Origin of the sequence: Kitasatospora sp. NPDC097643, from assembly GCF_040302625.1 — a bacterium.
Lineage (GTDB): Bacteria > Actinomycetota > Actinomycetes > Streptomycetales > Streptomycetaceae > Kitasatospora.
On sequence record NZ_JBEOSA010000075.1, the window covers coordinates 12,214 to 37,662 of the forward strand.

The window sequence follows — 25,449 nt, forward strand, 5'->3', positions numbered from 1 at the left end:
TCAACGTACTTGTCAAGTCACCCACATAGACATGACCAGCTGATCGATGGGGGACAGGGCAGCACGGAGCCCCGGCGCCGGACCTGGCAGCAGGTGTACCAGGGGAGGTGTCGGGGCTCCGTTCGTGTTCAGGCTCGGATGGGCACCGGGTTCTCCGGGCTGTCCAGCCACACCATGTGGCCGTCCGGCGTCACGGTGAGCCCGAAGCGGTCGAACCCGGGGCGGTCCTGGTCGTCCCACCAGCGCCACGCCGCTTCCACCTCGTCCCAGAGGTTCCGGGGCCCGGACTGCACCACCTCGTAGTCGGTCCGGTCGGGTTCCCAATCAGCGGTTGCCCACGACGTGACGGCCGTGTCATGCAGCCACAGCGTGTAAGAGCCATCGGCGTACCGCTCGGTGAGCGGGAACGCTCCGGGAACCTGCACCCCAATGGCGAACATGGCCAGCCACCCGCCCACGTCGTCCGGAGACAGCGCCGTTTCGGACTTGGCCCCGCCAGCCGGCCAGGGGCTTGAGAGGTACGTCAGGCTGTTCGGGCGGGGCGCGCGCTGCTGGCGCAGCCGCATGAACGCAGAGGACCCGACGAACCGGCCGCTTGCCGTCCCGTCGTCGCCGACCGTGAGCCGCACCACGGCTTCCCCGCCGTACTCCGGGCCCCACGGCGCGACGATCACCCCGCCGGGCCGGGACTGCTCCACCCACGCATACGGCAGTCGCCCGACCGAACACGTGACGATCACCCGGTCATACGGGCCGCCCTTGGCATAGCCGTCCGCTCCGTCGCCGACCACGGGCGTGGGGGCGTATCCGGCCCGTGCGAGTCGGCGTTGAGCGCTGGCCGCGCTGTCCTCGTCCACCTCGACCGTGACGACGTTCCCGGACCCGACCTGGTGAGACAGCAGGGCAGCGTTCCACCCCGTACCGGTGCCGATCTCCAGCACTCGGCTACCATCCTCGACGTCCAGGGCAGCGAGCATGGAGAACACCATGGTGGGCATCGAGTTGGACGACGTGGGCACGGTTCCCCGGCCGTCTCCGCTGTGGTCGCCGTCGTCCCACTGAGTCGTGAGCGGCACGTCCGAGTACACGGCGTTCCACCACGCCTCCGGGGTCGTGTTGCGGCTGACCGCCTCGCCCTGGCGCACTCCGTCGCCCTGGCCCGGCCAGACCGTGTCAGGCACGAACAGGTGACGCGGCACGGCGTTGTACGGCCCCAGCCAGTCAGACGTTAGAGACCCGTTCGCGATCAGCGCGGAGGCCAGCCGGGTCCGACCGGCCTCCGCATCGTGCTTGTCGCTCACCGGCTACTTGCCGTCCGCCGGGCCCTTGCCGTCCGAGGTGTTGCCACCCTCGGAGGACCCGCCGCCACCGTGCTTGTTGCCGCTGCTGGAGTCGTCCTGCTGACCGCCACCGGTACCCGAACCGGTGCCGCCACCGTGCTTCCCGTCGAACGTAGGCATGGGCATGTGCTGTCCCTCCGTTTCTGCGTCGGCCCCGGGGCTTCCCGGGGCCGTCGTGCACTGTGCGGCCCGTCCCGGCCGAATCCTTCCCCAGGCGGCCGGGACGGGGATATGTGGGGCCCAATAGGGCCTGTGCTGAGCCGCTCACCAGGGCGCCGGGGCCGGTAGGCCGCCGTTGGGCTGCCCAGGGGGCCATCAGCGCCGGTACCGGCGGTTGGCATCCCTCACGCGGGCCAACAATGCTGCCCGGCGCTTCCACTCGCACGGAGTCAGTGGCTGGTCGGTGTGGTCCTCCGGTGTCAGTGGGGGACGCTCATCCGGCACCCTGGCCGGCTCGGCCTCCGTGGGGGCGCTCACGCGCTCAACTCCCCACGTACGAAGCAGAGTCCTTCCCTCGGCAGGGCGGGCTGCACGCCGGAGTCGGCGAGCACCCGAGCGGCAAACCGCCGCGACTCGCCGTCGATCAGTCGGCCGGTGAGTCGGGCGAACTCCGTGAGGCAGTCGGCGAGCGCGCGGGCGGTGTGGGCGCTACAGCCACCGATGTGGACATGCGCGCCGTCGGGCAAGCCGGTGGCCGCGTAGACCGGCGAGAGGCTGATCAGGGGTGGCAGTCCGGCCACCCTGATGGCCGTCTCCAGAGCTTCGGCTGCTTCCTCCGCCTCCGCGCGGAAGTGCCGCAGCCTCTCCGCCTCTGTCTCCAGCCCGCCCATACGACGCTCCCTCCGCCTTGTTGGTGAACAGGCTAGGGAGCACAGAGAGTTGGCCTCTACGATGTTCTACGAGATTGCACGCGCATCACCCGAGTGCATCAATCGCCGCCGTGATCAGAGCCCGAGCCTGGGCACCGTAGACCGCCATGCCGGACAGCTTCTGAAACGCGTTGAGGTACTGGGTGATCTCCCCCGGCGCGGTCACGGTGACGGCGGCGGTGAGGGTTTCCACCTGGGCCTGTTCGTTGTCGTAGACGCTGAACGTCTCCAGCGGCCAGATGTCCCGTTCGGCGCTGAACGGGATGACTCCCAGCGAGACGGCGGGCAGCGACATGACGGCCAGGAGATATCCGAGCTGCCCCGACATGGCGTCGGCGTCGCCGACGCGGTACCTGAGGACCGACTCCTCCACGATCACGGCGAAGCGATGATCTCCCTCTCGCAGGATGTGTGACCTGGCGAGCCGGGCGGAGACGGCGTCTGCCACGTCATCGGGTGTGCCGCGAAAGCGGGTGATGGAAGACAGCAAGGCCGTTGCGTAGCCGTGGTTTTGAAGCAATCCGGGGACCACCGTCGAGCAATAGACCCGGAAGACTCGGGTTCGCTCGAACAGCGGTACGTAGGAGTCCTGGAGTCTCTTGAGGCCCGTGCGCTGGAGACGCTTCCACTCCACGTACATCGAGTCGGCGGATCGGGACGCTGCAATCAGGTCGGCCGCCTGATCGTCCGCTCCGCAGAGTCGGCACCAGGTCCGAATGTCCTCGTCCGACGGCGGGGTTACGGCGTTGATGATCCGCGAGGACTTCGAGGGGTGCCAGCCGGCCAAGCGAGCCAGCTCACGCCCGTTGATCCCGGCGTCCCTGCAAAGGTCCCGAAGGCGGTCGGCGAGTGCCTTGCGCGCCGCCTGGACGCTGGAGGAAGGAGAAGTGGGCATGAGCTGGCTGTCCGGCGCTTCGTCGGTCAGATCCGGTAGTCGTCGTGCGGAATCGCGCGAGACCACACCGCTTCGAAGGCCGATGTACAGAGCTTCGCCACGGCAGGGTCCTCTGTTACTTCGTCGCCCAGGTAGACGCCCTCGCCCGAGAAGTGGCCGAAGCGCACAACCGTGTCATCGAACACCCAGAAGTCGTTTCCGGGCAGGGCGAGGTCCGACGCCTGGCGGCGAGGCAGCCACCGGATCTGTTCGCCCGCCGCCACGTTGGTGAACGTGCCTTCGTGGAGGTACTGCGTGTACTCGCTGACCGGCTCCGACACGATCCGCGCCCTGCGGATCACGACATCACGCGCTACCGCCTCGGACACGAGGTCAAGCCAAGGGCGCCACCAGGACGCGCGGTCGGCCGGGTTGTGGCGATGCCCCGCCCGCCAGGCGGAAAGTCGCGGTGCTTCGTCGGGATCAACGTACGAGTCCCGCATCTCAAGGTGGATCGCCGAGCGCTGAGCGGCGTTCAGAAGCTCAACGAACGTGGGTGCCTTCGGCGACATCAATAGCCTCCCTGAGGGCGGCAGCCATTCGGACAGGCAGCCGCAGCACGGTCTCACTTTCGGGGATAGGACCAGTCGCCAGGCACTCGGCCGTGGTCACCTCGTCCACCTTCCACCCCTGGATGACGAACTCCCCGGCGTCCTGGTCGACCCACACCGTCGGGCAGTTGGCCCCATCGGTGTTCGGGTCCTTGGCGATGAAGGTTAGTGCCATGGTTCCCTCCGTGCCTCGTTGGTTGCATGGATGTGCACGACACTCCACCCACGGTGACCCTGTAGTCAAGAGGCTACGGTCAGTTGATCACCGTGAGGGGGTGTACTCAGTCACGCACAGCTATGGCGGCAAACGGCGAAATGGCCCCCGCACCCGCCGCCCAGCAAGGGGAGGAGGGTGCGGGGGCCGCGTTGGTCCCGCTGACAGGTCAGCCGTTCAGCACGTTCGTGAGACGGGCCGCAGCCTTGCCGCCGAACAGTGCAATGCCGCAGTAGAACTCGATGCGGGTCCGGAACACAGGCTTGTCGTGTGCCTCGCCGAGATCGGTCACTTGGATGCCGCCGTTGGTCAGACCGGACACGCCCGCGTCAGCCTCGGAGGACCCGAAGCGGACGGCGTAGATGTCGCCGGTCTCCTTGCCGCCGGTTCCGACGGTCAGCGGGAGAACGTCCGTACCGTCGAGCTTCTGGCCGGGGTCGAGCATCGGAATGCCGTTCCACATGGTCGTTTCCTTGCCGTGGATTTCGGCAGTCGGCAGCTCGGCACCGCCCAGCCGGCGGAACCCGGAACGGATCTTCGCCAGGATTGCCGCGTTCATGTACAGCGCGCCGTTCTGGCCGGTGATCCCGCGAACCTGAGCGGTCAGCGCGTCGAGTGCATCAAAGAAGTCGTAGCCGTTGGCGACCGGACCCACGCCCTTTGCGTCAAGTACCTGCCGCCCAATAAGCCGCTTGCGCAGACCGTCGAAGCCAAGCGGATTCAGCGCGGTGTCACCGTTGAAGAACTGGTCCGAGAAGTGGACGGATGCAGCCTTGACCTTGAGGGTTTCCTGGATTGCGCGCTGGTCGTTGATGTCCCCGCGCGTCTTGACGATGAACTTGTCCACGTCGGAGTCGCCGCCGAGGATGGCCAGGGTTTCGATGCGCGGGCTGACCGCGCCGACGCTCTCCGGGTACGCCTCGTTGACGGCGCGGAAGGAGACGCCGGGCAAGGCGGACTCCTCGTTGTAGCGGTAGGAGGTCCCTTCGAACTCGATCAGCGGAAGTCGGTCAAGGATCGGGGATTCCTGGACGAAGGTTTCGACCACGCCGCGCTGGAGGTTCTCGGTCGAGAGCTTCGCGGATTCGGCAAGGGTCAGAGCCATGATTGTAAGTCTCCATTTTCAATGGTGGAATTCGGTGTCGGGTCTCAGCCCGCAGAAATGCTCAAATTGGCCGTACGAGTCTTTTGCCTCCCTGCCGCGCTGTGTGGGCAGGGGAGGGAGTCCCCCGCCTGGGGTCACCGCAGGTCAGGGCCTCGAACGGGCTTGACCTGCTCACTGGCCCAGCCTCCAGGCTGGTGAACAGCGGTCTCACGGCTGTGACACTGCGTACACAGCGGGCGGAGACGCGACCAGGCGTCCGGATCGGGCACGCCACGGGCGACCAGCGACCGACGCGACTCGGGGAAGTGATCAGCGACCACCGCAGCCCGAGCACAGAGCAGACACCACGGATGCGCGTAGAGGTAGGCCCGACGGATGCGGGGCCAGCGAGGACAGTACGCGCTACCGCCTGGTGTGCCTCGCTGTGCGTCTGCCTCGGCCTGGTGGCGCGGGCAGCGTCCGCCCGTGGTCAGCTCGGGGCAGCCCGGGACTGAGCACGGGGGCCGGGGTCTACGTGGCACGGAAAAGTCACTCCTTGTACTCCGAATTAGGTGTCAGAAATGGGGCTGAACCTGGAGGTATGGGTTGGACCGTGGGTTAGGTCACGCGCGCGTCGCATGCCCCATGTGCTGCACTGTCGCCATGACTCAGGCAATGGAACGCCGGAAGCAGCGGCCTGCCCTTGAACTCCGCGTCGGTGGGCTGCACTTGACCATTCAGCGCATCCCCGTATGGCTCATTACCGTGGTGTCCGCCGGGGGCAGCAGCCTCGCGGCCTGGTGGGCACAACGGTGAGCCGGTCAGGGACCAACAGCGAACAGACCGAAGTCCTTCGCGGTCTTCCCTCGGTGGCAGGTGCGGCACAGCGGCCACACGTTGCTGTCCGTGTCCTCGCCACCGAGGGCAAGCGGGGTGCGGTGGTCCACGTCGACCAGGGCCGCGGGGAAGTCCTCGCCGCATAGCCCACACCGCGCGGAGCCCGCTCGGTCGACTCGCCGGCGAAGCCTCTCGGCGCCGCTGTAGTGCCGCGAGACCAGCCGTTGCAGCCGTCGGCGGGCACGGACCGAGGGGCGGGCTTCGTAAGCCCTGTGATGGGCCTCGCAGCGCCCTCGGCGAGTCGGGGGCTCGGTGCAGTCGATACAGCGCACGGTGCCCCCTCGTTGTGGTGGTATCGCCCGGATTCAAGGTGAACTGTCGACGGCTTGCGCGGTCTGGACAGTCGGCAACCAACGGCGTAGAAGATTGCCAATGGCCGGTCGGCCGCCAGGAGTTCAAGGGGGACGTATGAGCATCAAGTTAGCTCTGCTGATCGCACTGCCAGTTCTTCTGTTGTACTTCCTGCCGACAGTCGTTGCGATGGCACGAGCTGTCCCGAACCGGGGTTCAGTGGTCGTGATCAACATCTTCCTTGGGTGGACGCTGCTCGGTTGGGTTGTCGCACTCGCGATGGCAGCGCGAAGCAAGACGCCCCACCCGTAGACGAGGCTGGTGCCCGCCCCCGGATTTGAACCGGGAACACACGCGGTCTAAGCGCGTCGCCTCTGCCGTTGGGCTAGGCGGGCTCTGGTGGCAGGCGAACCGTGTCACCCCTGCCTCGGGCACCCCGCGGACGCGCCGTCGGTGCCGTTCCTGTTGGTCCTGGTGGCCCTCACCGGCGAGCCGGTCCGGGTGGGGGACTGAGCGAGCTTGCTACCCCGGTCGGCGCCCCGAGGGGCGGTTACTGGTGGGCGGCTCAGTCCCCCGCGCTCTGCCTCACGACTCCGGCGGCCACCCCGAGCGGGTGCGTGGTGCACGGGCAGAGCAGCGAGTGAGACCGGGTACTCAGTCCGCCGCCGCTTCGGTGGGGTGCTCGGTATTCCCGCCCCTACTGTTGTGGAGAGTGGGCAGGATTCCCGCGGCCTCCGGCGTGGGCTCTCGGCCTTCCCTCACTCTTAGGGGGAGACCAGAGGTGCCCCGAGGTGACGGGGTGACGTTCGAAGGGCTTATTTCAGGTTCTCTTAGACTTTGCGAGTCATAGAGAAACCAGAATCACCCCTCTGAACGTCACCTCGTCACCCGAGGTCCCGGCGCTGACCGGCGAGATTCTGAGCTGCCCTCTGTGGGTGCGAAAGGGCCCCGGCGGTCTCCGTGGACCTGCCGGGGCTCTCGTTTCGCTGTACGGGCCGCCAGGCGGCGATGCTGCGCTGTCAGGACGGCCGGCCAACCCTCACCGGGAATCCGCGGCTGTGGGTGCTGTCGTCCTCATTCAGATCACTTCTGGCCTCTCGGCCCATCGGATCACGATCCGGTCTGTCGTGTTCGCGTTGCGGCCACGTCCGGTGGCCTTAGTGATTCGGACCGAATCAACGAACAGGTCCAGAAACTCACGGCGCTTCTGTAGCTGCCATTTGGCCCAGGTACTTCCCGGCCCGAGGGGGTCGCCGATGACGCCTGTCCAGTCGTCTGGGATCGCTACGGCTCCCGCGGCGGCTTGCTCCAGTTCCTTGATCCGGTCAGTTGTGCGCTGCTCGTGAGCCGTCAGCCTTTCCACTGAGTCGCGGAAGACTTGAGTGCCGACCGTGCCGACGTAGGCCCCCGCTGTGCGGTCCTCGTACAGCGTGCGGAGGGATGTTCGGACGTGCTCCAGTTCGGAGCGGGCGGCCGCAAGTTCTGCCTCCCGTCCCGAGGTGTCTCGCTGGTGGGCGAGCCGGCGTGCTGCCTCGGCAAGCCACTCCCGGTCCTCGGGATCGTCAGGGTCCATTGCGGTCAGCCTTGCCCAGACGCGGCGAGCCGTCTCGTCGTCGGCCTGTTCCATGTTGATGACGAGTCCACCGTGACCGGCGACCACGCCGCCTGCGCGGTTGCACTGGTAGTAGCGGGTCTGGCCGCGCAGTCCAGCGACCATCACGGAGCCGCACACGTCGCAGAACAGGAAGCCGTGGCCGGCCAGCAGCGTCGGTACGCGGCCCGTGCGACGCTCAACTGTCTTGCTGCGACCGTTCAGCACGTCTTGAAGCGCCCACCAGTCCGCCGGGGGAATCAGCGGTTCGTGTGACTCCAGGGGTGCGCCTGACGAGTCGCGGAGGATGGCCCGGCGGCCTGTGCTCCCCGGCACGATGCGCCCGTCCTCATCCTTGGTCCGTTGCTTGCGCCCCTCCCACTCGATCGCGTACCCGGCAAGACGGGGATCACGAAGAATCCGCAGGACTGTCGTAGAGGTCCACGCGGGACGTTCGACAGGTTCGGACATGCCACGGGCGCGCCGGGCCGCAAGGCGCTTGGCTCCGCCCTCACCGAGCTAGGCGACCTTGGTCGGGGCTTCCGTCTCGTTGAGCAAGCGGGCAATGCTTGCGGCGGACTCGCCGTCGAGCGCCCACCCGACCATGCTCCGTGCCCAGTCGGCCTCGACGGGGGACGGAACGAGCCGGGAGACCGTCAGCTCACCACGCGTCACACGCTCACTGACGAATCCGTACGGGGCGATGCCGGACGTGTGGCCGCCCACCCGGCGGATCTCCTCCTTGGCGCTGGTGATGTAGGCGGACTTCAGGTCGGACTCCTGCTGAGCGAGTCCGGCGATGATGGCGAGGATGCCGACGCCGACAGGTGTGGAGGTGTCAAGGTAGGGCTCTTCGACGCTGACGAGTCGCACGCCGTGACGCTCCAGCTCGTCAATGATCTTCATTGCTTCGAGCGCGCCGCGTCGGGTGAGCCGGGACAGCGAGAAGACGACCACCGCGTCAACGTGCCTGCCCCGCACGGCGGCCATCAGCTCTTCGAAGCCGGGACGGTGGGTGTTCGGGTCCCACCCGGACTTGCCGATGTCCTCGAAGTGCCCGGCGTTGTCCCAGCCCTTTGACTGCATCAGTGCCTCAGTCTTCGTACGCTGTGCTTCGGGCGACGCCTTCGAGTCGTCCTCGCGTCGCTTGCTCTGTCGTATGTATGAGACTGCTCGCACGTGATCAAGGTTAGGTCGCCACCCGGGCTGACCGTGCAACTTAAGGGGTGTCATGTGGGTAGCGTGGTAAAGATCAACGTGCTGACGGTTCCGGCCGAACAGCGCGAGGTGCTGGAGCAGCGCTTCGCCTCCCGCGCCGGCGCGGTCGAGAACTCGGACGGCTTCGAGTGGTTCGAACTGCTCCGCCCGGTCGAGGGGACCGACCAGTACCTGGTGTACACCCGCTGGCGCGACGAGGAGTCCTTCCAGGCCTGGATGGAGGGGCCCATGAAGTCGGCCCACCAGGGCGGTGGCGAGGGCGAGGCGCCCAAGCGGCCGGCGGCCTCCGGGTCCACGCTGTGGTCGTTCGACGTGGTGCAGTCGGCCGGGCCCAAGGGCTGACGACCGGTGAGCGGGGGCGCGCCCCGGGACCCTCGGGTGCCGGGGTGCGTCCGTGTTCGGACCTCCCGGTGGTCACGCCTTCGGGTGATCACGACGCGGCCGCGTACAGCACCTCGCGCAGGCCGGGGACGGACTCCCGGTCGGCCCGCCAGACCAGGCGCAGGTGCAGTCCGGGCACCTCCAGCGGGAGTCGGATCAGCGAGCCGGCGGCGAGCTCGTCGTGGACGGCGAACTCGGGCAGCAGCGCGATGCCGAGGCCCTGTTCGGCGCAGGCGCGGGTGACGGCCACGCCGCCGGTGCGGACGCGTTCGACGTCGTGGCCGAGCAGCCGTTCCCCGGCGAGCCGGAAGGAGCAGGCCGGGGTGTTCACCAGCAGCCGCTGGCCCCGCAGGTCCTCGCGGGTGAGGGCGGTGGCGCGGCCCAGCGGGTGGGCCGGGGCGGCGACCAGGGCGAGCGGGACGTCCCTGAGGTCCAGGTACTCCAGCGGGGCGGGCGGCAGGTAGAAGCCGAGTTCGCCGAGCGGACCCGCGGTGTCCAGGATCAGCGCCGCCTCCAGCGCCCCGGCGGCGACCCCGCCGAGCAGGCCGTCCCGCGCGGTGTCGGTGTGCAGCGACACCTCCAGGTCCGGCCGGCGCTCGGCCAGCCGGGCCAGCACGGCGGGCACGTGGGTGGCCGCGATGGTCTCCAGCGCGCCGAGCCGCAGCCGGGGGCGGGCCGCCGACACCTCCCGGCGCGCCTGGTCGGCCTGGTCGAGCAGACGCCGCGACCACGGCAGCAGCCGCTCGCCGGCCGGGGTGAGGGCCATCCCGCGCGGGGCCCGGTCGAACAGCTCGGTGCCCAGGCTCCGTTCGAGCGTGCGGATCTGCTCGGACACGGAGGACGGCGCGAGGCCGAGGGCCACGGCCGCGCCGGTGACCGTGCGGTGGGCGACGACCGCCTCGAAGACGCGCAACTGACGAAGTTCCACTGGCTCCCCCGACCGCTTCCGCGGGTCCGTGTCCGTGCTGTCCGTGTCCGTGCTCGTGTGCGAGTGCGTGCGTGAGTGCGTGCGTGCGTTGTGCGTTGTGCGTTGTGCGTGTTGCGGGACAGCGTACGGGTGCGTTCGGGAAAACCGAACGGTACGTGAGGTTCCGGCGGTCGAGCGGGCGGCGGCGATTGGTGAGAGTGGGCGGCCGGACCGTTCCCGACCAGGAGACCTCCCGATGACCACGACCACGACCCCGCCCCCGACCACGGCCCCGACCGCGACCACGGCCACCCGCCCGCGCGCGTTGCTCGGCATCGCCCTCGGCTACTTCATGGTGCTCCTCGACACCACCGTCCTCTCGGTCGCCGAACCCGATCTGGCCGCGTCGCTGGGCAGTTCGACGGCCGGCCTGCAGTGGACCGTCACCGGGTACAGCGTCGCCTTCGGCGCCCTGCTGCTGTCGGCCGGCGCCGCCGCCGACCGGTACGGCGCGCACCGGGCCTTCCGGTTCGGGATCGCCGCCTTCGGGGCCGGGTCGCTGCTCAGCGCCCTCGCCCCGGACATCTGGACACTGGTGCTGCTGCGCGCCGTCCTCGGCGTCGCGGCGGCGGCCTGTGTGCCGGCGAGCATGGCGCTGATCGCCCGGCTGTATCCGGACACCGGGGAGCGGGCGCGGGCGGTCGCCGTCTGGGCGGCGGTCAGCGGCTGCGCGATGGCCTTCGGGCCGCTGGTCGGCGGGGTGCTGGTCGACCTCGCGGGCTGGCGGGCGGTGTTCCTGGTGAACGTGCCGTTGGCGGTGGTGGTGCTGGCCCTGGTGGCCGGACGGGCGGTGCACTGTCCGCGCGGGGAGCGCCGCCTGGACTGGCGGACGCAGCTGGCCGCCTGCGCGGCACTCGCCCTGGGCACGGATGCGCTGATCGCCCTCGGCTCCGGCTCCGGCGCCCTGGCGCACGCGGGCTGTTCGGCGACCGGTGCGGCGCTCGCCGCGGGGGCCTTCGTCCGGCTGGAGCGCCGCAGCCCCGCCCCGGTCCTGCCCCCGGCCCTGCTGCGGGCTCGCGGGATGGGTGTCGTCCTGACCGCCGGGGCCGCGGTCAACTTCGCCATGCTCGGCGTGCTCTTCGTCCTCCCCCTGCTGCTGCAAGGGGAGTTGGGCCTGTCGCCCACGCTGGCCGGCCTCGCGTTCCTCCCGATGACCCTCCCGCCCGGCTTCAACCCGCTGCTCACCGGCCGGATCGTCGCCAGGGTCGGTCCGTGGCGGCCGGTCCTCGGCGGCCTGACCCTGCTGTCGCTCGGCTGCGCGGTCCTTGCGGTGGCCGCCGGCCTGGACATGCCTCCGTACCCCCTGCTGGCCGTCGGCCTGCTGCTGGCCGGGTTCGGGGTCTCCTTCGCGCTGCCCGCCCTGGTCACCGCCGTGGTCACGACGGCGCCGGAGGGCGCCGCGGGCACGGCGGGCGGCCTGCTGAACGCCGTGCGCCAGGTCGGCGCGACGCTGGGCGTGGTGGTGACGGGCGCCTTCGTCGCCGGGGACGGTACGGGTGGCGGAGGCGGTACGGGCGGGGCGGTGGCGATGGCGCTCCCGGCGGTGGCCTGCGCCCTGGCCGCCGTCCTGGTCCTGCGCGGTCGCCGCTCGCGAGCGGCGTGACCCCCCTCCGTGACCCCGGTGCCGCCCGCGACCGCCCGTGACCGCCGTGACCGCTGTGACCGCCGTGCCGCCCGTGACCCCCGTCAGCCCGGGTAGACGATCGAGCCCAGCGGCGGGCAGGGGATGACCAGGGTGCTGGCGCCGGGCCGTTCGACGAAGGCCCGGGCCGCGGCGGCCTGGCGGCGGTGGGATTCCAGGTCGTCGGCGCGCCAGGCGTCGCGCCGGGCGGCGGCGTAGTCCCACGAGTCGTCGATCAGGCTGAGGCTGACGTTGCCCGAGCTGCGGCTCATGTCCGAGCGCATGGCGGCCTGTTGGAGCGCGGTCTGGGCCGCGGCGAGTTCGATGCGGGAGATCAGCAGGCCGGCGGTGTTCGGGGTGCGGGTCGGCAGCGGGGCCTGGGGGAGCAGCGCCACCCCGGTGTCGTGGCGGTTGATGTTGTCGATGCTCGCCCGGGTGGCGTCCCGCGACATGATCTGGATCTCCTGGTGCAGCCAGTAGAGCTCGTCGAGGTCGGCCGGGGTGATCCGCATCCGCTGGTACAGCGCGCGGAAGCGCGGATCGTCGTGCAGCGGACGCAGCAGCGGCATGTGGAGGGCGACGCAGTCGTTGTAGCCGAACGTGACCGCGGCGTCGAGGTGGTGGAGGGCCTGCTCCGTCTGTCCGTGCTTGATGGCCAGGCCGGTGAGGCCCCCGTGGCCCGCGGCGACCAGGAAGGCGCCGTCCGGGCCGAGCGTGCCGGCGCGGGCGATCACGTCGTGGAAGCCGGCGGTGACGTCGACGCTCTGCGGGACGCCCAGGAACGCCCGCGCGAGCGAGGAGAGTGCCCCCTGCCCCGGCACCACCGAGGCGGCGGCATTGGTCATGCTCGTCACCAGCAGGTCGTGGACGCGGGAAGCCAGTGAGCTGATGGTGTCGACCATGGATCTCCTCGGGGGGGACGGTTCCGCTCGTCTGCGCCGATGATGTCCCGTCCGGTGGGCCGGCACCAGGGGTAACTGCGAGGATGTGAAGATCTTGTGACAATGTTTCAGGCGGCGGCTCAGGGGTGTTCACGCGACGGTGAGTCGGGTCGGTAGATTTTGGATCATGAGAACTTCGGGGCCGGGTGGCCGGTCGCTGTCGGCGGTGCTCGACCGGCTGGGGGCGGAGGATCCGGCGGCGGGGCGCTCGCGGCGGGTGCTGGCCGGGGCGTTGCTGGCGGTGGCGGCGCTGCTGTTCGGCTGGATCCTGGTGCTGGGATCGATCACCCACGGGCAGGCCGAGGTCCGGAACTGGTCCACGGTGTGGATCGGGCTGGACGTCCTCCAGGTCACCGGGCTGATCGCCACGGGCCTGCTGCTGACCAGGCGTTCGCGGCTGACCGCGCTGGCCGGTGCCGCCTCCGCCACCCTGCTGTTCCTCGACGCCTGGTTCGACGTGATGACCGCCGAGGGCGGCGGCGACTGGTACGTCGCGCTGGCGATGGCGTTCCTGGTCGAACTGCCGGCCTCGCTCGCCCTGGCGACGCTGGCCAGGCGCAGCCTGGACTGGTGACGGCCGACCGCCGATCGGCACCGCCGGGGCGAGCGGCCGGGCCTCAGCGGCTGACCACGGTCTCCCGCTCCATGCGGGTCAGCTTCTCCGGGTTGCGCACGGAGTAGATGCCGGTGATCCGGCCCTCGTCCAGCCGCATCGCCACCACCAGGTCGATCTCCCCGTCGATCCGCAGGAGCAGCGCCGGGTGGCCGTTGACCAGGGTCGGTTCCACCTCCGCCACCGGGCCCCACAGCGCCACGCCGGCGGTCAGCAGTTGGCCCACCTGCTCGGCGCCCACGGTGGGCCGGGGCATGGCCAGCTTGACGCCGCCGCCGTCGCTCATGGCGACGCCTTCGGATGGCCATCACCTACTGAGGGCATCCCGGCCGGTAGCGGTGGCGCGTCCCGGGCTCGTGGAGCCTGGGGCGCGCCGGTGGTGTGCGCTGGCGCCGCCCGAATGGGTGATGTGAGTGTGGGTTTGACGCTTCGTTGGCGCATTACGGTGAGCATTGCGATGCGCAGGTTCGCGATGCGCGGCAATGAGTAACCCCGGCGGTGCTGGAACACCCCGGGGTATGGCACCAGGAGGAGACACTCCAAGATGCAGATTCATCGTATCCCTCGGCATGCGCCCGGGTACACGATCCTGGACAACGGGCATGTCGTACGGAAGCACTCGCTGTCGTGGGCGGCGCGTGGGCTGCTGAGCTACCTGCTCAGCCTGCCGGACGGAGCGCGGGAGGACGTGCGCACGCTGGCGGCGAAGAGCGTCGAGGGGCGGACGACGGTGGCGCGGGCGCTGCGGGAGCTGGAGGCAGCGGGGCACTACGTCCGTCGGACGTTGCGCGATCCGGTGACGGGGCAGGTGCGGACGACGGTGTCCGTTCACGAGGTGCCGGTGGTGGGCAAGGCGGTTCACACGGTGCCGCCGCTTCCCGTGTCACCGGCCGCCGGTGGGCCTGGAGCTGGGGTGGCAGGCGCCGGGAAGGCGGGAAGCCCTTCCGGGAAGGTAGTGACCGAGAAGGAAGCAGAAGAGCCCTCCGTCCCTCCGTCCGCAGGGAAGGTGACGGCCGGGATGGCGCTGCTGCTCGAACTCGGGCGCCGCGACCCGCAGATGGCCTTGGCCGGGAAGCCGTTGAGCGATCAGGCCGCGCGGGTCGAAGGGTTGCTGGCCGGCGGCTGGACCCGGGATGCGTTGACCGGGATCCTTGGCGCGCCGCTGCCCGAGAAGGTCACGCACAGCGTGGGGGCGATCCTTGCGGGGCGGATTGCGAAGGTGCCGCCCGTTCCGGCGGCCCGGCGCCACGGCCACGGGCAGCGCCGACATGAGTGTCCCGGGCGGGACGGGATGTGCGGGCGGCCCGTCGAGGGTGCCGGGCAGGTGTGTGCGTCGTGTCGGGCGGCGGCGGGCTACGCGGCCTGAATCGCGTCTGCCGGGACCTCGAGGACGAATGCGATCCCGTCGCGCTCGTTCCCCTGCTCGCCGACGCGCGTGAAGCCGAAGCCCGCGATGGTGGCCAGGGAGGCCGCGTTGTCGGATCGGATCCTGGCCCGCACGGTCCGGACACCGGGTTCGGCGGCGGCCCTGACGAGCAGTGCCGTCAGCATGGCGCGGGCGTATCCCTGGCGGCGGTACCCGGGCACGACTGAGTAGCCGACCTCGACCATGCCGGCCTCGTCCGGCGGCCCGTGGAACCCGGCGTCGCCGATGACGGTCCCGTCCGGCTCGGAGACTGCGGCCCGCGTGATCCAGGGCGCGGCAGACGGGTCTTTGGCGAGCTGATCGGCGCGATAGCCGAAGATTCCGCGGGCCCGGTCGCTGACGAAGTGTTCGTCAAGGGCGACGCCGGCCTCGGTGCTGGCGCCGGCGAGGTCGCCGTCGGCAAGTGCCCGCAGTGCCTTTGCGTTGAGCTCTACGAAGCGGACGCGCTTGGGGACGGAGCGAAGTTCATCGTTCATCGCGGAGATGGTCGCCCGGAGGCGGCGGACTGTCCACCGCTTTACGTCCCGGCGGACCTGGTGACCTCGTCCGCGACGCTGCCCGCCTACCGGCCGAGCCGGCAGGCGGCACTCGATGCCCGGTCCCCCCCCCGAGACCGTCAGCGCTGACTACCAGAGGAAGTCGGGCAGCTCGGAGGCGGGCGGGAGCGGGGCGTCCGCCGGGAGGGGGCGGATCTGGACGAAGGCGTGCTCGAACTGGGAGTACGAGAACTCGTCCAGCCCCGGGGCGACGACGAGCAGGTTGTCGCCCCGGCGCCAGATGCGGTACCGCCAGCGGTAGTCGAAGTCCGGGTGGGATTCGTGCGTGACGTCGTGGTCGGGCGGGCCGAGCAGGGTGGTGAACTGGGCGGCAACCGCGTCGAGTTGGGCGTCGAAGGCGTCATCCGGCGGGTCGATGTGGCTCTGCCAGCCGGGCTGCTCACCCCAGTAGTCCTCGGTGATCGCCCCGTCGGGGTGCACGTGGTACTCGTACGCGAACGGCATCGCGAAGCAGTCGTCGCCGTGGACCAGGTGGCCTGCGGGCGTGTACGCCTTCTCGTTGAGGTCGCCCAGGTAGTCGCCGGTGGAGCGCCAGCCGGCGGAGACCATGGCCTGCTCGGTGAGCTCGGGGTCCTCCCAGTCGAGCTTCGTCATCTCGACGATCTGGGCGGCCAGTTCGGGCGAGACGGGGCAGGTCGCGACGATCCAGGGAGCCTCGTCCTCGTCATCGTCGTCGGTGGTGTCGAAAGGTTCGTCGGACACTGGGACCCCCGGTTCTGGCGCGTGGTTGCGAGTGATCACCCTAAGGGCAGGCGGGCTCAGAGGGTGTCGCGGACCTTGATGTAGCCGCCGTCGACGACGAACTTCTGGTTGGGGTCGGTGGCGCCGCACTCGTAGAGGAAGGCGTTGTCGCCGTTGGCGCGGGTGCCGCCGACGTCGAGGCACATCTCCTTCGCGGTGCCGACGGTCGACTGGAGGACGAAGGAGCCTTGCCTCAGCAGCCAGGTCTGGTTGGCGATGGCGGCCCGGGAGTACTCGCAGGCCCAGATGCGGACGTTGTCGCCGTTCTCGCCGGTGTTGTCGGCGTCGAGGCACATCTCCGTACCGGTGCCGACGGTGTCCGCGACCTTGACCCGCCCTTCGTCGAGGACGAAGCGCTGGTTGGGGTGGTCGAGGCACTGCCAGATCCGGGCGTTGTCGGCGTTGAAGCGGGTGCTGCCGACGTCCAGGCACATGCCGGTCGGCACCCGGGGCGGGGTGGCGACGTTGAGGGTGCCGTCGGTGATCGTGTACTGGGTGCCGCTGCCCGGGTTGGTGTAGCGGAAGCTGCCGTTGCCGGGCGCGAGGGTGGTGTTGGCCGGGGCGGTGGCGTCCACGGTGACGCGCGGCGAGAAGCGGAAGTAACCCCGGGCCGGCCAGCCGCTGTTGGCGCCGTTGAGGCCGTAGCCCTCGCAGGTCAGCGTCCGGTTGCCGTTGCTGAGTGTGCAGCCCCGCAGGCCGACGTTGTTGACGCCCCAGGACGAGCCGTCGCCGCTGTACTCGGTGGCGACGGTGGACTGCGCGGGGAAGGTGGTGTTGCCGGGGGCGGTGAAGATCGCGGTCATGCCGGACGGCGGCAGGAGCCCGGCGCCGCCGGTGTTCTGGTACGTCCACGGCACCGGAGCGGTCTGGCCGGGCGCGATGGTGACGGTCGTCGGGACGTCGCGGCCGATGAAGGTGACGGCTGCGGCGGGGGAGGCGAGCGCGGTGGCGAGGCCCAGGGAGAGCGTGGCCACGGTCGTGGTGCGGGCGAGGGTTCGGATCACGGTCGAGATGATCGTGGACGAACGGGAGTGTGGGAGGCCGACGGCGCGAGCGGGGAGCGCAGTTCACCCGCCTGGCGGGCGGAAGTTCACCGGCGCGTCGAAGGCGGCCCGGCGGGTGGCGCGGCGCAGGGCGCGCAGCACCGGGGTGCCGAGGGTGAGGCAGAGGACGACGGTGAGGGCGGCGCGGGGGAGGTCCCAACCCAGCGACGTGGTGAGGCAGTAGGCGGCGAAGCGGACCAGGTTGGCGGGCAGCGGGTCGCCGGGGACGAAGGAGATGGAGCCGGCGAGGCCCGCGATGTACGGCCAGCCCTGGAGGTTCATGATCGTGCCGTAGAGGACGGCCGACAGGGCGCCGTAGCCGGCGAGCAGGGCGAGTTCGCGGCGGCCGCGCAGGGAGGCCGCCCCGGGGAGCAGCCCGGCGCCGAGGCAGACCCAGCCCATCGCGAGCATCTGGAACGGCAGCCAGGGCCCGACGCCGCCGGTGAGCAGGGCGGAGGCGAACATCGACAGGGCACCGAGGACGAAGCCGAAGCCCGGGCCGAGCACCCGCCCCGACAGGATCATCAGGAAGAACATCGGCTCCAGGCCGGCCGTGCCCGCGCCGAGCGGGCGCAGGGCCGCGCCCGCGGCCGCCAGCACGCCGAGCAGGGCGACGGACTTGGCGTCCAGACCGGGCGCGCCGCCGCCCGCCGAGCGGCCCTCGGAGATCTGGGCGACGACGACGGCGAGGAGCAGCGGGAGGAGCAGCGCGAACAGCCAGGGGGCGTCGGTGGCGTGGCCGACCAGGGCGGACTTCGTCGAGGCCAGCAGCGGCCAGCCGAAGGCGGCGACGCCGACGGACGACACCAGCAGCAGGGTCGCGACCGACCGGCGGCCGAGCGGGACGGGGCGGTCGTTCATACCGTTGTTCATACGGTCGTTCATGCGGGAGTTCATGCGCCCAGCGCCTCCGCGACCTGCCGGACGGTCAGCCACGGCCCGGGCGCGAGCACCTTGGCCACCTGCGGCGCGAAGGCGGGCGAGGAGACCACCACCTCCGCCGTCGGGCCGTCCGCGACCACCTCGCCCTCGGCCAGGATCACCGTGCGGTGGGCGAGTTCGGCGGCCAGCTCGACGTCGTGGGTGGCCAGCAGGACGGCGTGCCCCTCGGCCGCGAGGTCGCGCAGGATCTCCACCAGCCGGGCCTTGGCGGCGTAGTCGAGGCCGCGGGTCGGTTCGTCGAGCAGCAGCAGCGGGGGCCGGGCGGTGAGGACGACGGCCAGCGCCAGGGTCAGCCGCTGGCCCTCGGAGAGGTCGCGCGGGTGGGCGGCGTCGGCGATGCCGGGCAGCAGCCGCTCGACCAGGGCCCGGCAGGTGCCGCCGGCGGCGCCCGCGTCGGCGTCGGCGGCGGTGCACTCGGCGGCGACGGTCTCCCCGTACAGCAGGTCGCGCGGGTCCTGCGGGACGAGGCCGACCTCGCGGATCAGCTCGGCGGGCCGGGTGCGGTGCGGGGTGCGGCCGCCCACCCGGACGCTGCCGGCGGCGGGCTCGTGCAGGCCGACCAGGCTGCCCAGCAGGGTGGACTTGCCGGCGCCGTTGCGGCCCATCAGGGCGGTGATCTCGCCGGGCCGGACGGCCAGGTCGACGCCGCGCAGCGCCTGGACCGGGCCGCGCCGCACCGCGAGCCGGTCGACGGTGGCGATCGGGGTGTCGGTGGCGATCGGGGTGCCGGTGGTCGCCGGGCGGTGGCCGTCCAGGCGGTCCCGCAGCGGCCCGGCCTTGCGGCGGGCGTCCCGGACGGACAGCGGCAGCGGCCGCCAGCCCGCCAGCCGGCCGAGGCCGACCACCGGCGGGTGCACCGGCGAGTGCGCCATCACCTCGGCCGGTTCGCCGAGCACGGGCGGGGCGCCCGGGGTGAGCAGCAGCACCTGGTCGGCGTACTGGACCACCCGCTCCAGGCGGTGCTCGGCCATCAGCACGGTGGTGCCGAGATCGTGCACCAGGCGCTGGAGGACGGCCAGCACCTCCTCCGCCGCGCCCGGGTCCAGCGCCGAAGTCGGCTCGTCCAGGACCAGCACGCGCGGGTGGACGGTCAGTACCGAGCCGATCGCCACCCGCTGCTGCTGGCCGCCGGAGAGCGAGGTCAGGGCGCGGTCGCGCAGGTCGGCGAGGCCGAGCAGGTCGAGGGTCTCCTCGACCCGGCGCCGCATGACGTCCGCGGGTAGCCCCAATGACTCCATGCCGTAGGCGAGTTCGTCCTCGACGGTGTCCGTGACGAAGTGTGCGAGCGGATCCTGGCCCACCGTGCCGACCAGGTCGGCGAGTTCACGCGGCCGGTGTGCGCGGGTGTCCCGGCCGCCGACGGTGACCCGGCCGTGCAGGGTGCCGCCGGTGAAGTGCGGGACGAGTCCGCTGACCGTACCGAGCAGGGTGGACTTGCCGGAGCCCGACGGGCCCACCAGCAGGCAGAGTTCGCCCTCCGGGACGGTCAGGTCGACCCCGTCGATCGCGGCTGCGGCGGCGTCCGGGTACCGGACGGAGACCTGCTCGAAGGTGATCACGATGCCCTCCGGGGCGGGATCGGGGCGGCGAACGCCGGCACCAGGCCGAGCAGGACGGCCAGCACGGCGGCCAGTGGCAGCACGGGGACGGACGGCGGGACGACGGTCGGGGCGAAGGCGGCCGGATCGAGGCCGGAGAGGTGGACGGTCAGGGCCGCGACGGCGGCGCCCGAACCGGCGGTCAGCCACTCGGGCAGCGCCCAAGGATCCGGCCGGTAACGGGTCCTGGCGGAGCGTCGACCGCCGAGGAGGAGGCCGGTGAACGCCGACGCCACGCCGAGCAGCAGGACCGGCAGGGCCCAGCCCGCACCCCCGGCGGTCAGCAGCCCGTACGCGGCCAGGCAGACCCCGAGCAGGCCGGCCAGGGTCAACCCGGCGGTGAGGCGGGCCAGTCGGCGCGGGACGTCGGCGGTACGGCCGAACCCGCGGGTGTCCATCGCGGCGGCCAGCGCCACCGAGCGCTCCAACGCGCCCTCCAGCACCGGGAGTCCGACGCTCAGCACGGCGGCGACGCCCCGGTCGTTGCGGCCGCGCAGGCGACGGGCGGCGCGCAGCCGGCGGACATCCGCGACCAGGTTCGGGGCGAAGGTCATCGCCACCACCACCGCCACCCCCGCCTCGTAGAGCGCGCCGGGCAGCGCGCGCAGCAAACGGGCCGGACTGGCAAGGGCGTTGGCGGCACCCACGCAGACCAGCAGGGTCGCCAGTCGCAACCCGTCGTACAGCGCGGCGAGCAGGCCCTCGACCGTTACCCGGCCGCCGATCCGCACCCCCTGCGCCCAGGCGGGGAGCGGCAGTTCGGGCAGCGTGAACAGCACGTGGGTGCCGGCGACGGGCGAGCCCAGGAACACGGCGAAGAGCAGCCGGATGCCGAGCACGAGCAGGCCCAGGCGCAGGAACGCGCCGTACGAACGCGACCACGGCGCATCGCCGCGCCGTGCCGCGACCACGTACCCGGCGACGGCGGCGAGCAGCAGCAGGAGCACCGGGTTGGTGGTCCGGGTGGCCGCCGCGCCCAGCCCGAGCGCCCACAACCACCAGGCCCCGGGGTGCAGTTGGCGGGGGCCGGTGGGTGGGCGGGTGCTGCGGGCTGTGGTCACGGGTGGTCCAGGTGAGGGGGTGCGGGCTCAGGAGGTGTGGGCTCAGGGGGTGTGGGCTCAGGGGGTGCGGCGACGGCGGGTCTGCCAGAGGGCGCCGCCGGCGAGTGCGGCGATCAGCGCGCCCCCGGCGGCCAGGCCGATGTCCGGGCCGTCGGCGTTGTTGTTGCGCTCGGTGCCGCCGGCGGAGGTGGTCTTCGGCTGCGCGCCGGCGCCGAGCTGCTCGCCGCAACCCGCCTTCGGGTAGCCGGCGATGGCGCAGAGCAGGCCGTTGGTGTCGTAGCGCAGCGGCGGGGCGACGGTCGCCAGCACCTCGGCCGAGCTGGCGGTGGTCGGGACGACGGCGCAGACGGTCCGCTCCGCGGGCGGCTGCTCGGCGGAGCCGGCGTCGGCGGCCGAACCGAAGTCCAGGACGACGGCGACCCGCTTGCGGCCCTGCTGGGCGGGCGTGACCGCGCAGACGGTCGCGAAGCCGGCGTCCGAGCGGGGCCGGGCGGCATCCTGCCCGCCGTCCGGACTCACCGCGAACCGCCACCCGTCCACGGCCCCGTCCGGCGGCACGTACACCGCCGGGCCCTGCTGCTGGTACAGCCACCCGCTGCCACTGCCCCGCCAGAACGACCAGTACCGGTACCCCGCGGCCTGCGCCGGCGCAGCGGCCGCGAGCAGCAGCAACCCCCCGGCCAGGCACGCCGTCAGCACCCGGCCGGCCCGACGCCGCCCCGCCGGGCCGCAGGGTGCGGCCCGGCGGGGGGTGGTGCCTGCCGGGGCGTGGGGGGTCACAGCTTGGCGCCGCGCTTGCGCTGGAGGCTGAGGAGGAGGCCGCCGCCGATGCCGATGGCGAGGCCGACGATGATCAGCCAGTACTGGCCGAAGCCGTCGCTGCTCTTCCCCTCCTCCTCGGCGGCGGTGGTGGTGGCCGCGGTGGTGGTGGCCTTCGGGGCGGGGCCGAGGGCGGTCAGCTGGCCGGTGAGGGCGGCGGTGTCGCGCTGGGCGGCCTGGTCGACGAGCAGCAGGCTGGCGGTGGCGGCCGCGTCGGTGCCGCCCTTGGTCCAGGTGGCGCCCTCCTTGGCGAGCCAGTCGACGGCGCCGGTGGCCTGCTGCGGGTGGCCGCTCTGGATGAGGCCGAGGGCGGCCCAGGCGGTGCCGGTGTAGTCGGGGGTGGGGGCGGCACCCGGGAGGGTGAGGGTGAGGTGGTTGTCGCCCGTGCCGAGCTGGGTGGTCAGGTACGCGCCGACGGCCTCGGCCGAGTCGGCGTGCGACACCGCCGTGGTGGCCGAACCGGCCGGGCAGTTCAGGGCCTTGGGCGCGGCGTCGGCGCGGACGGTGGTGGCGACCGGGAGGTGGCCGCCGGCGGCCGCGAGCGAGGCCTGGGCGGTGGCGAGGCCGTTGGGGGCGAGGGCGCCGTCGGGGGCCGGCTGGTACCCGAAGGCGCCGCGCTGCTCGGGGGCGGCGGCGCAGCCGAGCTGGTAGAGGGCGAGCCCGTCGAAGGCGTTCTTGCCGGCCTTGGCGACGCCCGCCGGGTCGGTCTTGGCGGCGAACAGGGCGTTGACGGCGAGTCCGGTGGAGTTGGCGTCGCCCGGGCTGCCGGGGTTGTAGGCCCAGCTGCCGTCGGCGTTCTGGTTGGCCTTGAGCCACTGGACGCCCTTGTCGACGGCGTCCTGGTGCCCGCCGAGCGCGACGAGGGCCTGGATGGCGACGGCGGTGGCGTTGCTGTCCTCGGTCTTGGCGTCGCAGGCCGCGCCGGCGGCCCGGTAGGAGGGCCAGCCGCCGTCCTCGCACTGCTGTCCGGTGAGCCAGCCGACGGCCGAGTCGGCCGGGGTGACCTTGGCGGCCGCGAGGGCGGTCAGCGCGAGGGACTGCCGCCAGACGCCGTCGTACGTCGGGTCGCTCTTGCCGTACAGCCCCTCGGGGACGGCCGCAGCGGTCGGCGAACCGGCGGTCGGCGCGGGGCTGTCGGCGAGGGCCGGTGCGGCGGCGGCGCCGGTGAGCAGCGCGGCGGACAGGGCGGCGGCGCCCAGGCGGGCGGCGGTCAGCATGGTGGAGGTGTGCCTTTCGGTGAGCGGTGGTGGCCCGGCGGGGCCGTTCCGTAGTCCTCGACGGTGCCGGGCGCGCGATGGGGCGGGCCCGGACTGGCCGCTCGCGCCTCCCCGGGCGGTCCGACTCGCCCGGCCCCGGGGTGGGGGTGCGGGCTCACGGTTGCGGGGTCAGTGCCGGTTTCGCACCGGCTTCCCCCGGTGGAGGAGCGGGATGCAGTTGTTTCGCCCGTCGACTCTAACCGCTCTGCGCGCCCCGGCCGCCGCCGCCGGAACCGCCGCAGGAACAGGTTCCAGTCAGGGCAGCGTGAGCAGCCGGGCGGCGGTCTGCAGGTCGGCCCGGACCTCGGCGATCGAGGCGCGGCCGGAGAGCCAGGCGACGAGCGCGGAGTGCCAGGTGTGCTCGATCACCCGCACCGCCGCGCGCTGGCTCTCGCTGGGCGGCCCGGACTGGCCGATGGCGTCGAGGATGAGCTGTCCGGTGGCGACGCTGACCTGGTCGACCTCGGCCCCGACCGAGCGGTCCGCGAAGGACAGCGCCCGGACCATCGCCTCGGCCAGCAGCGGCTCGCGTTGCAGCGCGTGGAACGCCCGGGTGAGCGTGTCGGCGACCCGCGGCGCCGGTTCCGGGTCGGTGGGCGGGTGCCGCCGGATGTGCTCCTGGAGGCCCTGCAACTGCTCCAGCATGACCGCGACCAGCAGGTGCACCTTGGACGGGAAGTACCGGTAGAGCGTGCCGAGGGCGACCTGCGCGCTCTCCGCGACCTCCCGCATCTGCACCGCGTCGTACCCGCCCCGGGCGGCCAGCGCGGTGGCCGCCCGCAGGATCCGCCGCCGGCGCTCGGCCTGGCGGGCGGTCAGCGGGGGCTCGCCGGGCTGTGCGGGGGAGGGCGCGGTCGGGCTCAGGGGCGTGATCGGCGGCGGCAAGGAGTGCTCCCGGGGCGCGTGGGTGGCGGCGTGCTCCACAAAGATCGGCTGGCTCGGCGTGGCGGGAATCACCAGCCCTGGCTCCTGAGCGGAAGCTACGGGCCGGTATCTTCGAGGTCTCTCATTGTTCACATGGTCGATGACGAGTTCCACACCCACTGAAACCTGATCTACTTTAGCGACCGCCAGCACAGATAGCAGCTAGAGATGAGGGCCCGAGGATGACCGCGCAGCCGCTGCGGATTGCCCTGCTGTCGTACCGCGGGGACCCCTTCTGCGGCGGTCAGGGCGTGTACGTACGGCACCTCTCCCGCGAGCTGGCCAGGCTCGGCCACCACGTGGACGTGATCGGTGCCCAGCCGTACCCCGTGCTGGACGAGGTCGAGGGCCCCGGCTCGGTGCGCCTGGTCGAACTGCCCAGCCTGGACCTCTACCGCGCCGACGACCCGTTCCGCACGCCCGCCCGCGGCGAGTTCCGCGGCCCGGTGGACGTGCTGGAGTTCGCCACCATGCGCACCGGCGGCTTCCCCGAGCCGCTGACCTTCTCGCTGCGGGCCCGTCAGTACCTGGCCCGGCACAAGGGCCGCTACGACGTGGTGCACGACAACCAGACCCTCGGCTACGGCCTGCTCGGCCTGGCCCGGCACGGCTTCCCGCTGGTCACCACGATCCACCACCCGATCACCGTGGACCGGCAGTTGGAGCTGGACGCGGCCACCACCCGGCTCAAGCGGCTCTCGCTGCGCCGCTGGTACGCCTTCACCCGGATGCAGCGTCGGGTCGCCGCCCGCCTGGACCACGTGATCACCGTCTCCGGCACCTCGCAGCGCGAGATCGCCGAGCACCTGGGCGCCGCGCCGGGCGCGATCTCGGTGGTGCCGATCGGCGCCGACACCCGGCTCTGGTCGCCGTCCGAGTCCGTCGCCCGCGTCCCCGGCCGGATCGTCACCACCTCCAGCGCGGACGTCCCGCTCAAGGGCCTGGTGTACCTGGTCGAGGCGCTGGCCAAGGTGCGGACCGAGCGGGACGCGCACCTGGTGGTGGTCGGCAAGCCGCAGAAGGAGGACGGGCCGGTCGCCGACGCGGTGCGCCGCTTCGGGCTGGCGGAGCACATCGAGTTCCGCAGCGGCCTGACCGACCAGGAGCTGGTCGACCTCTACCGCTCGGCCGAGGTGGCCTGCGTGCCGTCGCTGTACGAGGGCTTCTCGCTGCCCGCCGCCGAGGCGATGGCCACCGGCACCCCGCTGGTGGCCACCACCGGCGGTGCGATCCCCGAGGTGGCCGGGCCGGACGGCGAGACCTGTCTGGCGGTGCCGCCGGGGGAGGCGGACGCGCTGGCGGCGGCGCTCGGCCGGCTGCTGGACGACCCGCGGCTGCGCGCCGAGCTCGGCGCGGCCGGACGGGAGCGGGTGCTCGCCCGGTTCACCTGGGAGCGGGCCGCCGAACTGACCGCCGAGGCCTACCGCGCGGCGATCGCCACCGGTGCCGGCGCCCGGGCCCGCTCCGGGCCGGGCTGGCGGTACGTGCCCTGAGTCGGGCCCGGTGCCGGCCGCGGGTCCGGTGCCGACCCCGGCGCCTTCGGTCCGGAGTCCGGTCCCGAGTCCGGCGC

At 72.0% G+C, this 25,449-nt stretch carries 28 protein-coding genes and 1 tRNA gene; 6 read left to right on the forward strand and 23 right to left on the reverse strand.

Annotated elements, in window-relative coordinates:
* Positions 1–128: 128 nt before the first annotated feature.
* From ABTY15_RS33710 to ABTY15_RS33745, 8 genes are all read right to left on the reverse strand, one after another.
* A complete protein-coding gene (locus ABTY15_RS33710) occupies positions 129–1,301 on the reverse strand; it encodes a methyltransferase domain-containing protein (RefSeq protein WP_350604193.1) in 1,173 nt (390 codons plus the stop codon).
* A gap of 3 nt (positions 1,302–1,304) precedes the next feature.
* Complete coding sequence (locus tag ABTY15_RS33715) at positions 1,305–1,466, reverse strand: hypothetical protein (protein WP_350604194.1); 162 nt, start codon at positions 1,464–1,466, stop codon at positions 1,305–1,307.
* A gap of 347 nt (positions 1,467–1,813) precedes the next feature.
* Positions 1,814–2,170 carry a hypothetical protein gene (locus ABTY15_RS33720; protein ID WP_350604198.1) on the reverse strand — a complete coding sequence of 119 codons (357 nt, stop codon included), beginning with the start codon at positions 2,168–2,170 and terminating at the stop codon, positions 1,814–1,816.
* An 85-nt stretch (positions 2,171–2,255) separates the two neighbouring features.
* Positions 2,256–3,104, reverse strand: coding sequence for a helix-turn-helix domain-containing protein (locus ABTY15_RS33725; RefSeq protein WP_350604298.1), 849 nt, complete (start codon positions 3,102–3,104; stop codon positions 2,256–2,258).
* 26 nt (positions 3,105–3,130) lie between these two features.
* Positions 3,131–3,655 (reverse strand): DUF6879 family protein, encoded by a 525-nt coding sequence (locus ABTY15_RS33730; RefSeq protein WP_350604202.1) that lies wholly within the window; start codon positions 3,653–3,655, stop codon positions 3,131–3,133.
* Positions 3,627–3,869: a hypothetical protein gene (locus ABTY15_RS33735; RefSeq protein ID WP_350604205.1), complete on the reverse strand. Its 243-nt coding sequence runs from the start codon at positions 3,867–3,869 to the stop codon at positions 3,627–3,629. The genes ABTY15_RS33730 and ABTY15_RS33735 overlap by 29 nt, the downstream gene beginning before the upstream one ends.
* 208 nt (positions 3,870–4,077) lie before the next feature.
* Positions 4,078–5,013 carry a major capsid protein gene (locus tag ABTY15_RS33740; protein ID WP_350604208.1) on the reverse strand — a complete coding sequence of 312 codons (936 nt, stop codon included), beginning with the start codon at positions 5,011–5,013 and terminating at the stop codon, positions 4,078–4,080.
* A gap of 800 nt (positions 5,014–5,813) precedes the next feature.
* Positions 5,814–6,161 carry an HNH endonuclease gene (locus ABTY15_RS33745; RefSeq protein WP_350604210.1) on the reverse strand — a complete coding sequence of 116 codons (348 nt, stop codon included), beginning with the start codon at positions 6,159–6,161 and terminating at the stop codon, positions 5,814–5,816.
* Positions 6,162–6,297: 136 nt separating this feature from the next.
* On the opposite strand from ABTY15_RS33745, the gene ABTY15_RS33750 reads away from it, so the two are divergent.
* On the forward strand, positions 6,298–6,492 hold the full coding sequence (locus ABTY15_RS33750; protein ID WP_350604212.1) for a superinfection immunity protein: 195 nt from the start codon (positions 6,298–6,300) through the stop codon (positions 6,490–6,492).
* A gap of 7 nt (positions 6,493–6,499) precedes the next feature.
* Here the strand turns inward: ABTY15_RS33750 and ABTY15_RS33755 are convergent.
* The 3 genes from ABTY15_RS33755 to ABTY15_RS33765 all read right to left on the reverse strand — a co-directional run bounded on the left by ABTY15_RS33755 (position 6,500) and on the right by ABTY15_RS33765 (position 8,950).
* Positions 6,500–6,575, reverse strand: a tRNA-Leu gene (locus ABTY15_RS33755).
* Positions 6,576–7,258: 683 nt separating this feature from the next.
* Entirely contained in the window at positions 7,259–8,242 is a 984-nt protein-coding gene (locus tag ABTY15_RS33760; RefSeq protein ID WP_350604216.1) for a recombinase family protein, read from the reverse strand.
* 48 nt (positions 8,243–8,290) lie between these two features.
* Positions 8,291–8,950, reverse strand: coding sequence for a recombinase family protein (locus ABTY15_RS33765; RefSeq protein WP_350604219.1), 660 nt, complete (start codon positions 8,948–8,950; stop codon positions 8,291–8,293).
* Positions 8,951–9,004: 54 nt separating this feature from the next.
* Here ABTY15_RS33765 and ABTY15_RS33770 point away from each other — a divergent pair, with 54 nt between their 5' ends.
* Complete coding sequence (locus ABTY15_RS33770) at positions 9,005–9,331, forward strand: antibiotic biosynthesis monooxygenase family protein (RefSeq protein WP_350604223.1); 327 nt, start codon at positions 9,005–9,007, stop codon at positions 9,329–9,331.
* A gap of 88 nt (positions 9,332–9,419) precedes the next feature.
* On the opposite strand, the gene ABTY15_RS33775 is transcribed toward ABTY15_RS33770, so the two are convergent.
* Positions 9,420–10,298: a LysR family transcriptional regulator gene (locus ABTY15_RS33775; protein ID WP_350604228.1), complete on the reverse strand. Its 879-nt coding sequence runs from the start codon at positions 10,296–10,298 to the stop codon at positions 9,420–9,422.
* 235 nt (positions 10,299–10,533) lie between these two features.
* On the opposite strand from ABTY15_RS33775, the gene ABTY15_RS33780 reads away from it, so the two are divergent.
* On the forward strand, positions 10,534–11,940 hold the full coding sequence (locus ABTY15_RS33780; RefSeq protein ID WP_350604229.1) for an MFS transporter: 1,407 nt from the start codon (positions 10,534–10,536) through the stop codon (positions 11,938–11,940).
* Between the two features lie 83 nt (positions 11,941–12,023).
* Here ABTY15_RS33780 and ABTY15_RS33785 read toward each other — a convergent pair whose 3' ends face one another.
* Positions 12,024–12,860: a hypothetical protein gene (locus tag ABTY15_RS33785; RefSeq protein WP_350604232.1), complete on the reverse strand. Its 837-nt coding sequence runs from the start codon at positions 12,858–12,860 to the stop codon at positions 12,024–12,026.
* A gap of 166 nt (positions 12,861–13,026) precedes the next feature.
* Here ABTY15_RS33785 and ABTY15_RS33790 point away from each other — a divergent pair, with 166 nt between their 5' ends.
* Positions 13,027–13,473 carry a hypothetical protein gene (locus ABTY15_RS33790; RefSeq protein WP_350604234.1) on the forward strand — a complete coding sequence of 149 codons (447 nt, stop codon included), beginning with the start codon at positions 13,027–13,029 and terminating at the stop codon, positions 13,471–13,473.
* A 43-nt stretch (positions 13,474–13,516) separates the two neighbouring features.
* On the opposite strand, the gene ABTY15_RS33795 is transcribed toward ABTY15_RS33790, so the two are convergent.
* Positions 13,517–13,798 (reverse strand): sigma-70 family RNA polymerase sigma factor family protein, encoded by a 282-nt coding sequence (locus tag ABTY15_RS33795; protein ID WP_350604237.1) that lies wholly within the window; start codon positions 13,796–13,798, stop codon positions 13,517–13,519.
* Between the two features lie 258 nt (positions 13,799–14,056).
* Here ABTY15_RS33795 and ABTY15_RS33800 point away from each other — a divergent pair, with 258 nt between their 5' ends.
* Positions 14,057–14,878, forward strand: a complete 822-nt coding sequence (locus ABTY15_RS33800; protein WP_350604242.1) for a helix-turn-helix domain-containing protein — start codon at positions 14,057–14,059, stop codon at positions 14,876–14,878.
* Here the strand turns inward: ABTY15_RS33800 and ABTY15_RS33805 are convergent.
* From ABTY15_RS33805 to ABTY15_RS33845, 9 genes are all read right to left on the reverse strand, one after another.
* Positions 14,866–15,414, reverse strand: a complete 549-nt coding sequence (locus ABTY15_RS33805; RefSeq protein WP_350604244.1) for a GNAT family N-acetyltransferase — start codon at positions 15,412–15,414, stop codon at positions 14,866–14,868. The genes ABTY15_RS33800 and ABTY15_RS33805 overlap by 13 nt on opposite strands.
* 150 nt (positions 15,415–15,564) lie before the next feature.
* Positions 15,565–16,197, reverse strand: coding sequence for a hypothetical protein (locus tag ABTY15_RS33810; protein ID WP_350604246.1), 633 nt, complete (start codon positions 16,195–16,197; stop codon positions 15,565–15,567).
* 56 nt (positions 16,198–16,253) lie between these two features.
* Entirely contained in the window at positions 16,254–17,240 is a 987-nt protein-coding gene (locus ABTY15_RS33815; protein ID WP_350604248.1) for an RICIN domain-containing protein, read from the reverse strand.
* 63 nt (positions 17,241–17,303) lie between these two features.
* The gene (locus ABTY15_RS33820) at positions 17,304–18,140 is read right to left on the reverse strand and encodes an ECF transporter S component (protein ID WP_350604252.1); all 837 of its coding nucleotides are present in this window, start codon (positions 18,138–18,140) and stop codon (positions 17,304–17,306) included.
* 32 nt (positions 18,141–18,172) lie between these two features.
* Positions 18,173–19,780: an ABC transporter ATP-binding protein gene (locus ABTY15_RS33825; RefSeq protein ID WP_350604254.1), complete on the reverse strand. Its 1,608-nt coding sequence runs from the start codon at positions 19,778–19,780 to the stop codon at positions 18,173–18,175.
* Complete coding sequence (locus tag ABTY15_RS33830; protein ID WP_350604257.1) at positions 19,777–20,880, reverse strand: CbiQ family ECF transporter T component; 1,104 nt, start codon at positions 20,878–20,880, stop codon at positions 19,777–19,779. Before ABTY15_RS33830 ends, ABTY15_RS33825 begins: the two co-directional genes overlap by 4 nt.
* Before the next feature lie 57 nt (positions 20,881–20,937).
* Positions 20,938–21,660 (reverse strand): SCO2322 family protein, encoded by a 723-nt coding sequence (locus ABTY15_RS33835; RefSeq protein ID WP_502893652.1) that lies wholly within the window; start codon positions 21,658–21,660, stop codon positions 20,938–20,940.
* Positions 21,657–22,916: an SCO2321 family membrane protein gene (locus tag ABTY15_RS33840; protein ID WP_350604260.1), complete on the reverse strand. Its 1,260-nt coding sequence runs from the start codon at positions 22,914–22,916 to the stop codon at positions 21,657–21,659. Before ABTY15_RS33840 ends, ABTY15_RS33835 begins: the two co-directional genes overlap by 4 nt.
* 294 nt (positions 22,917–23,210) lie before the next feature.
* On the reverse strand, positions 23,211–23,828 hold the full coding sequence (locus ABTY15_RS33845) for a TetR family transcriptional regulator (protein WP_502893653.1): 618 nt from the start codon (positions 23,826–23,828) through the stop codon (positions 23,211–23,213).
* Between the two features lie 233 nt (positions 23,829–24,061).
* Between ABTY15_RS33845 and ABTY15_RS33850 the strand changes: the two genes are divergently transcribed.
* The gene (locus ABTY15_RS33850; RefSeq protein WP_350604264.1) at positions 24,062–25,372 is read left to right on the forward strand and encodes a glycosyltransferase family 4 protein; all 1,311 of its coding nucleotides are present in this window, start codon (positions 24,062–24,064) and stop codon (positions 25,370–25,372) included.
* The last annotated feature ends 77 nt before the right edge of the window (positions 25,373–25,449 follow it).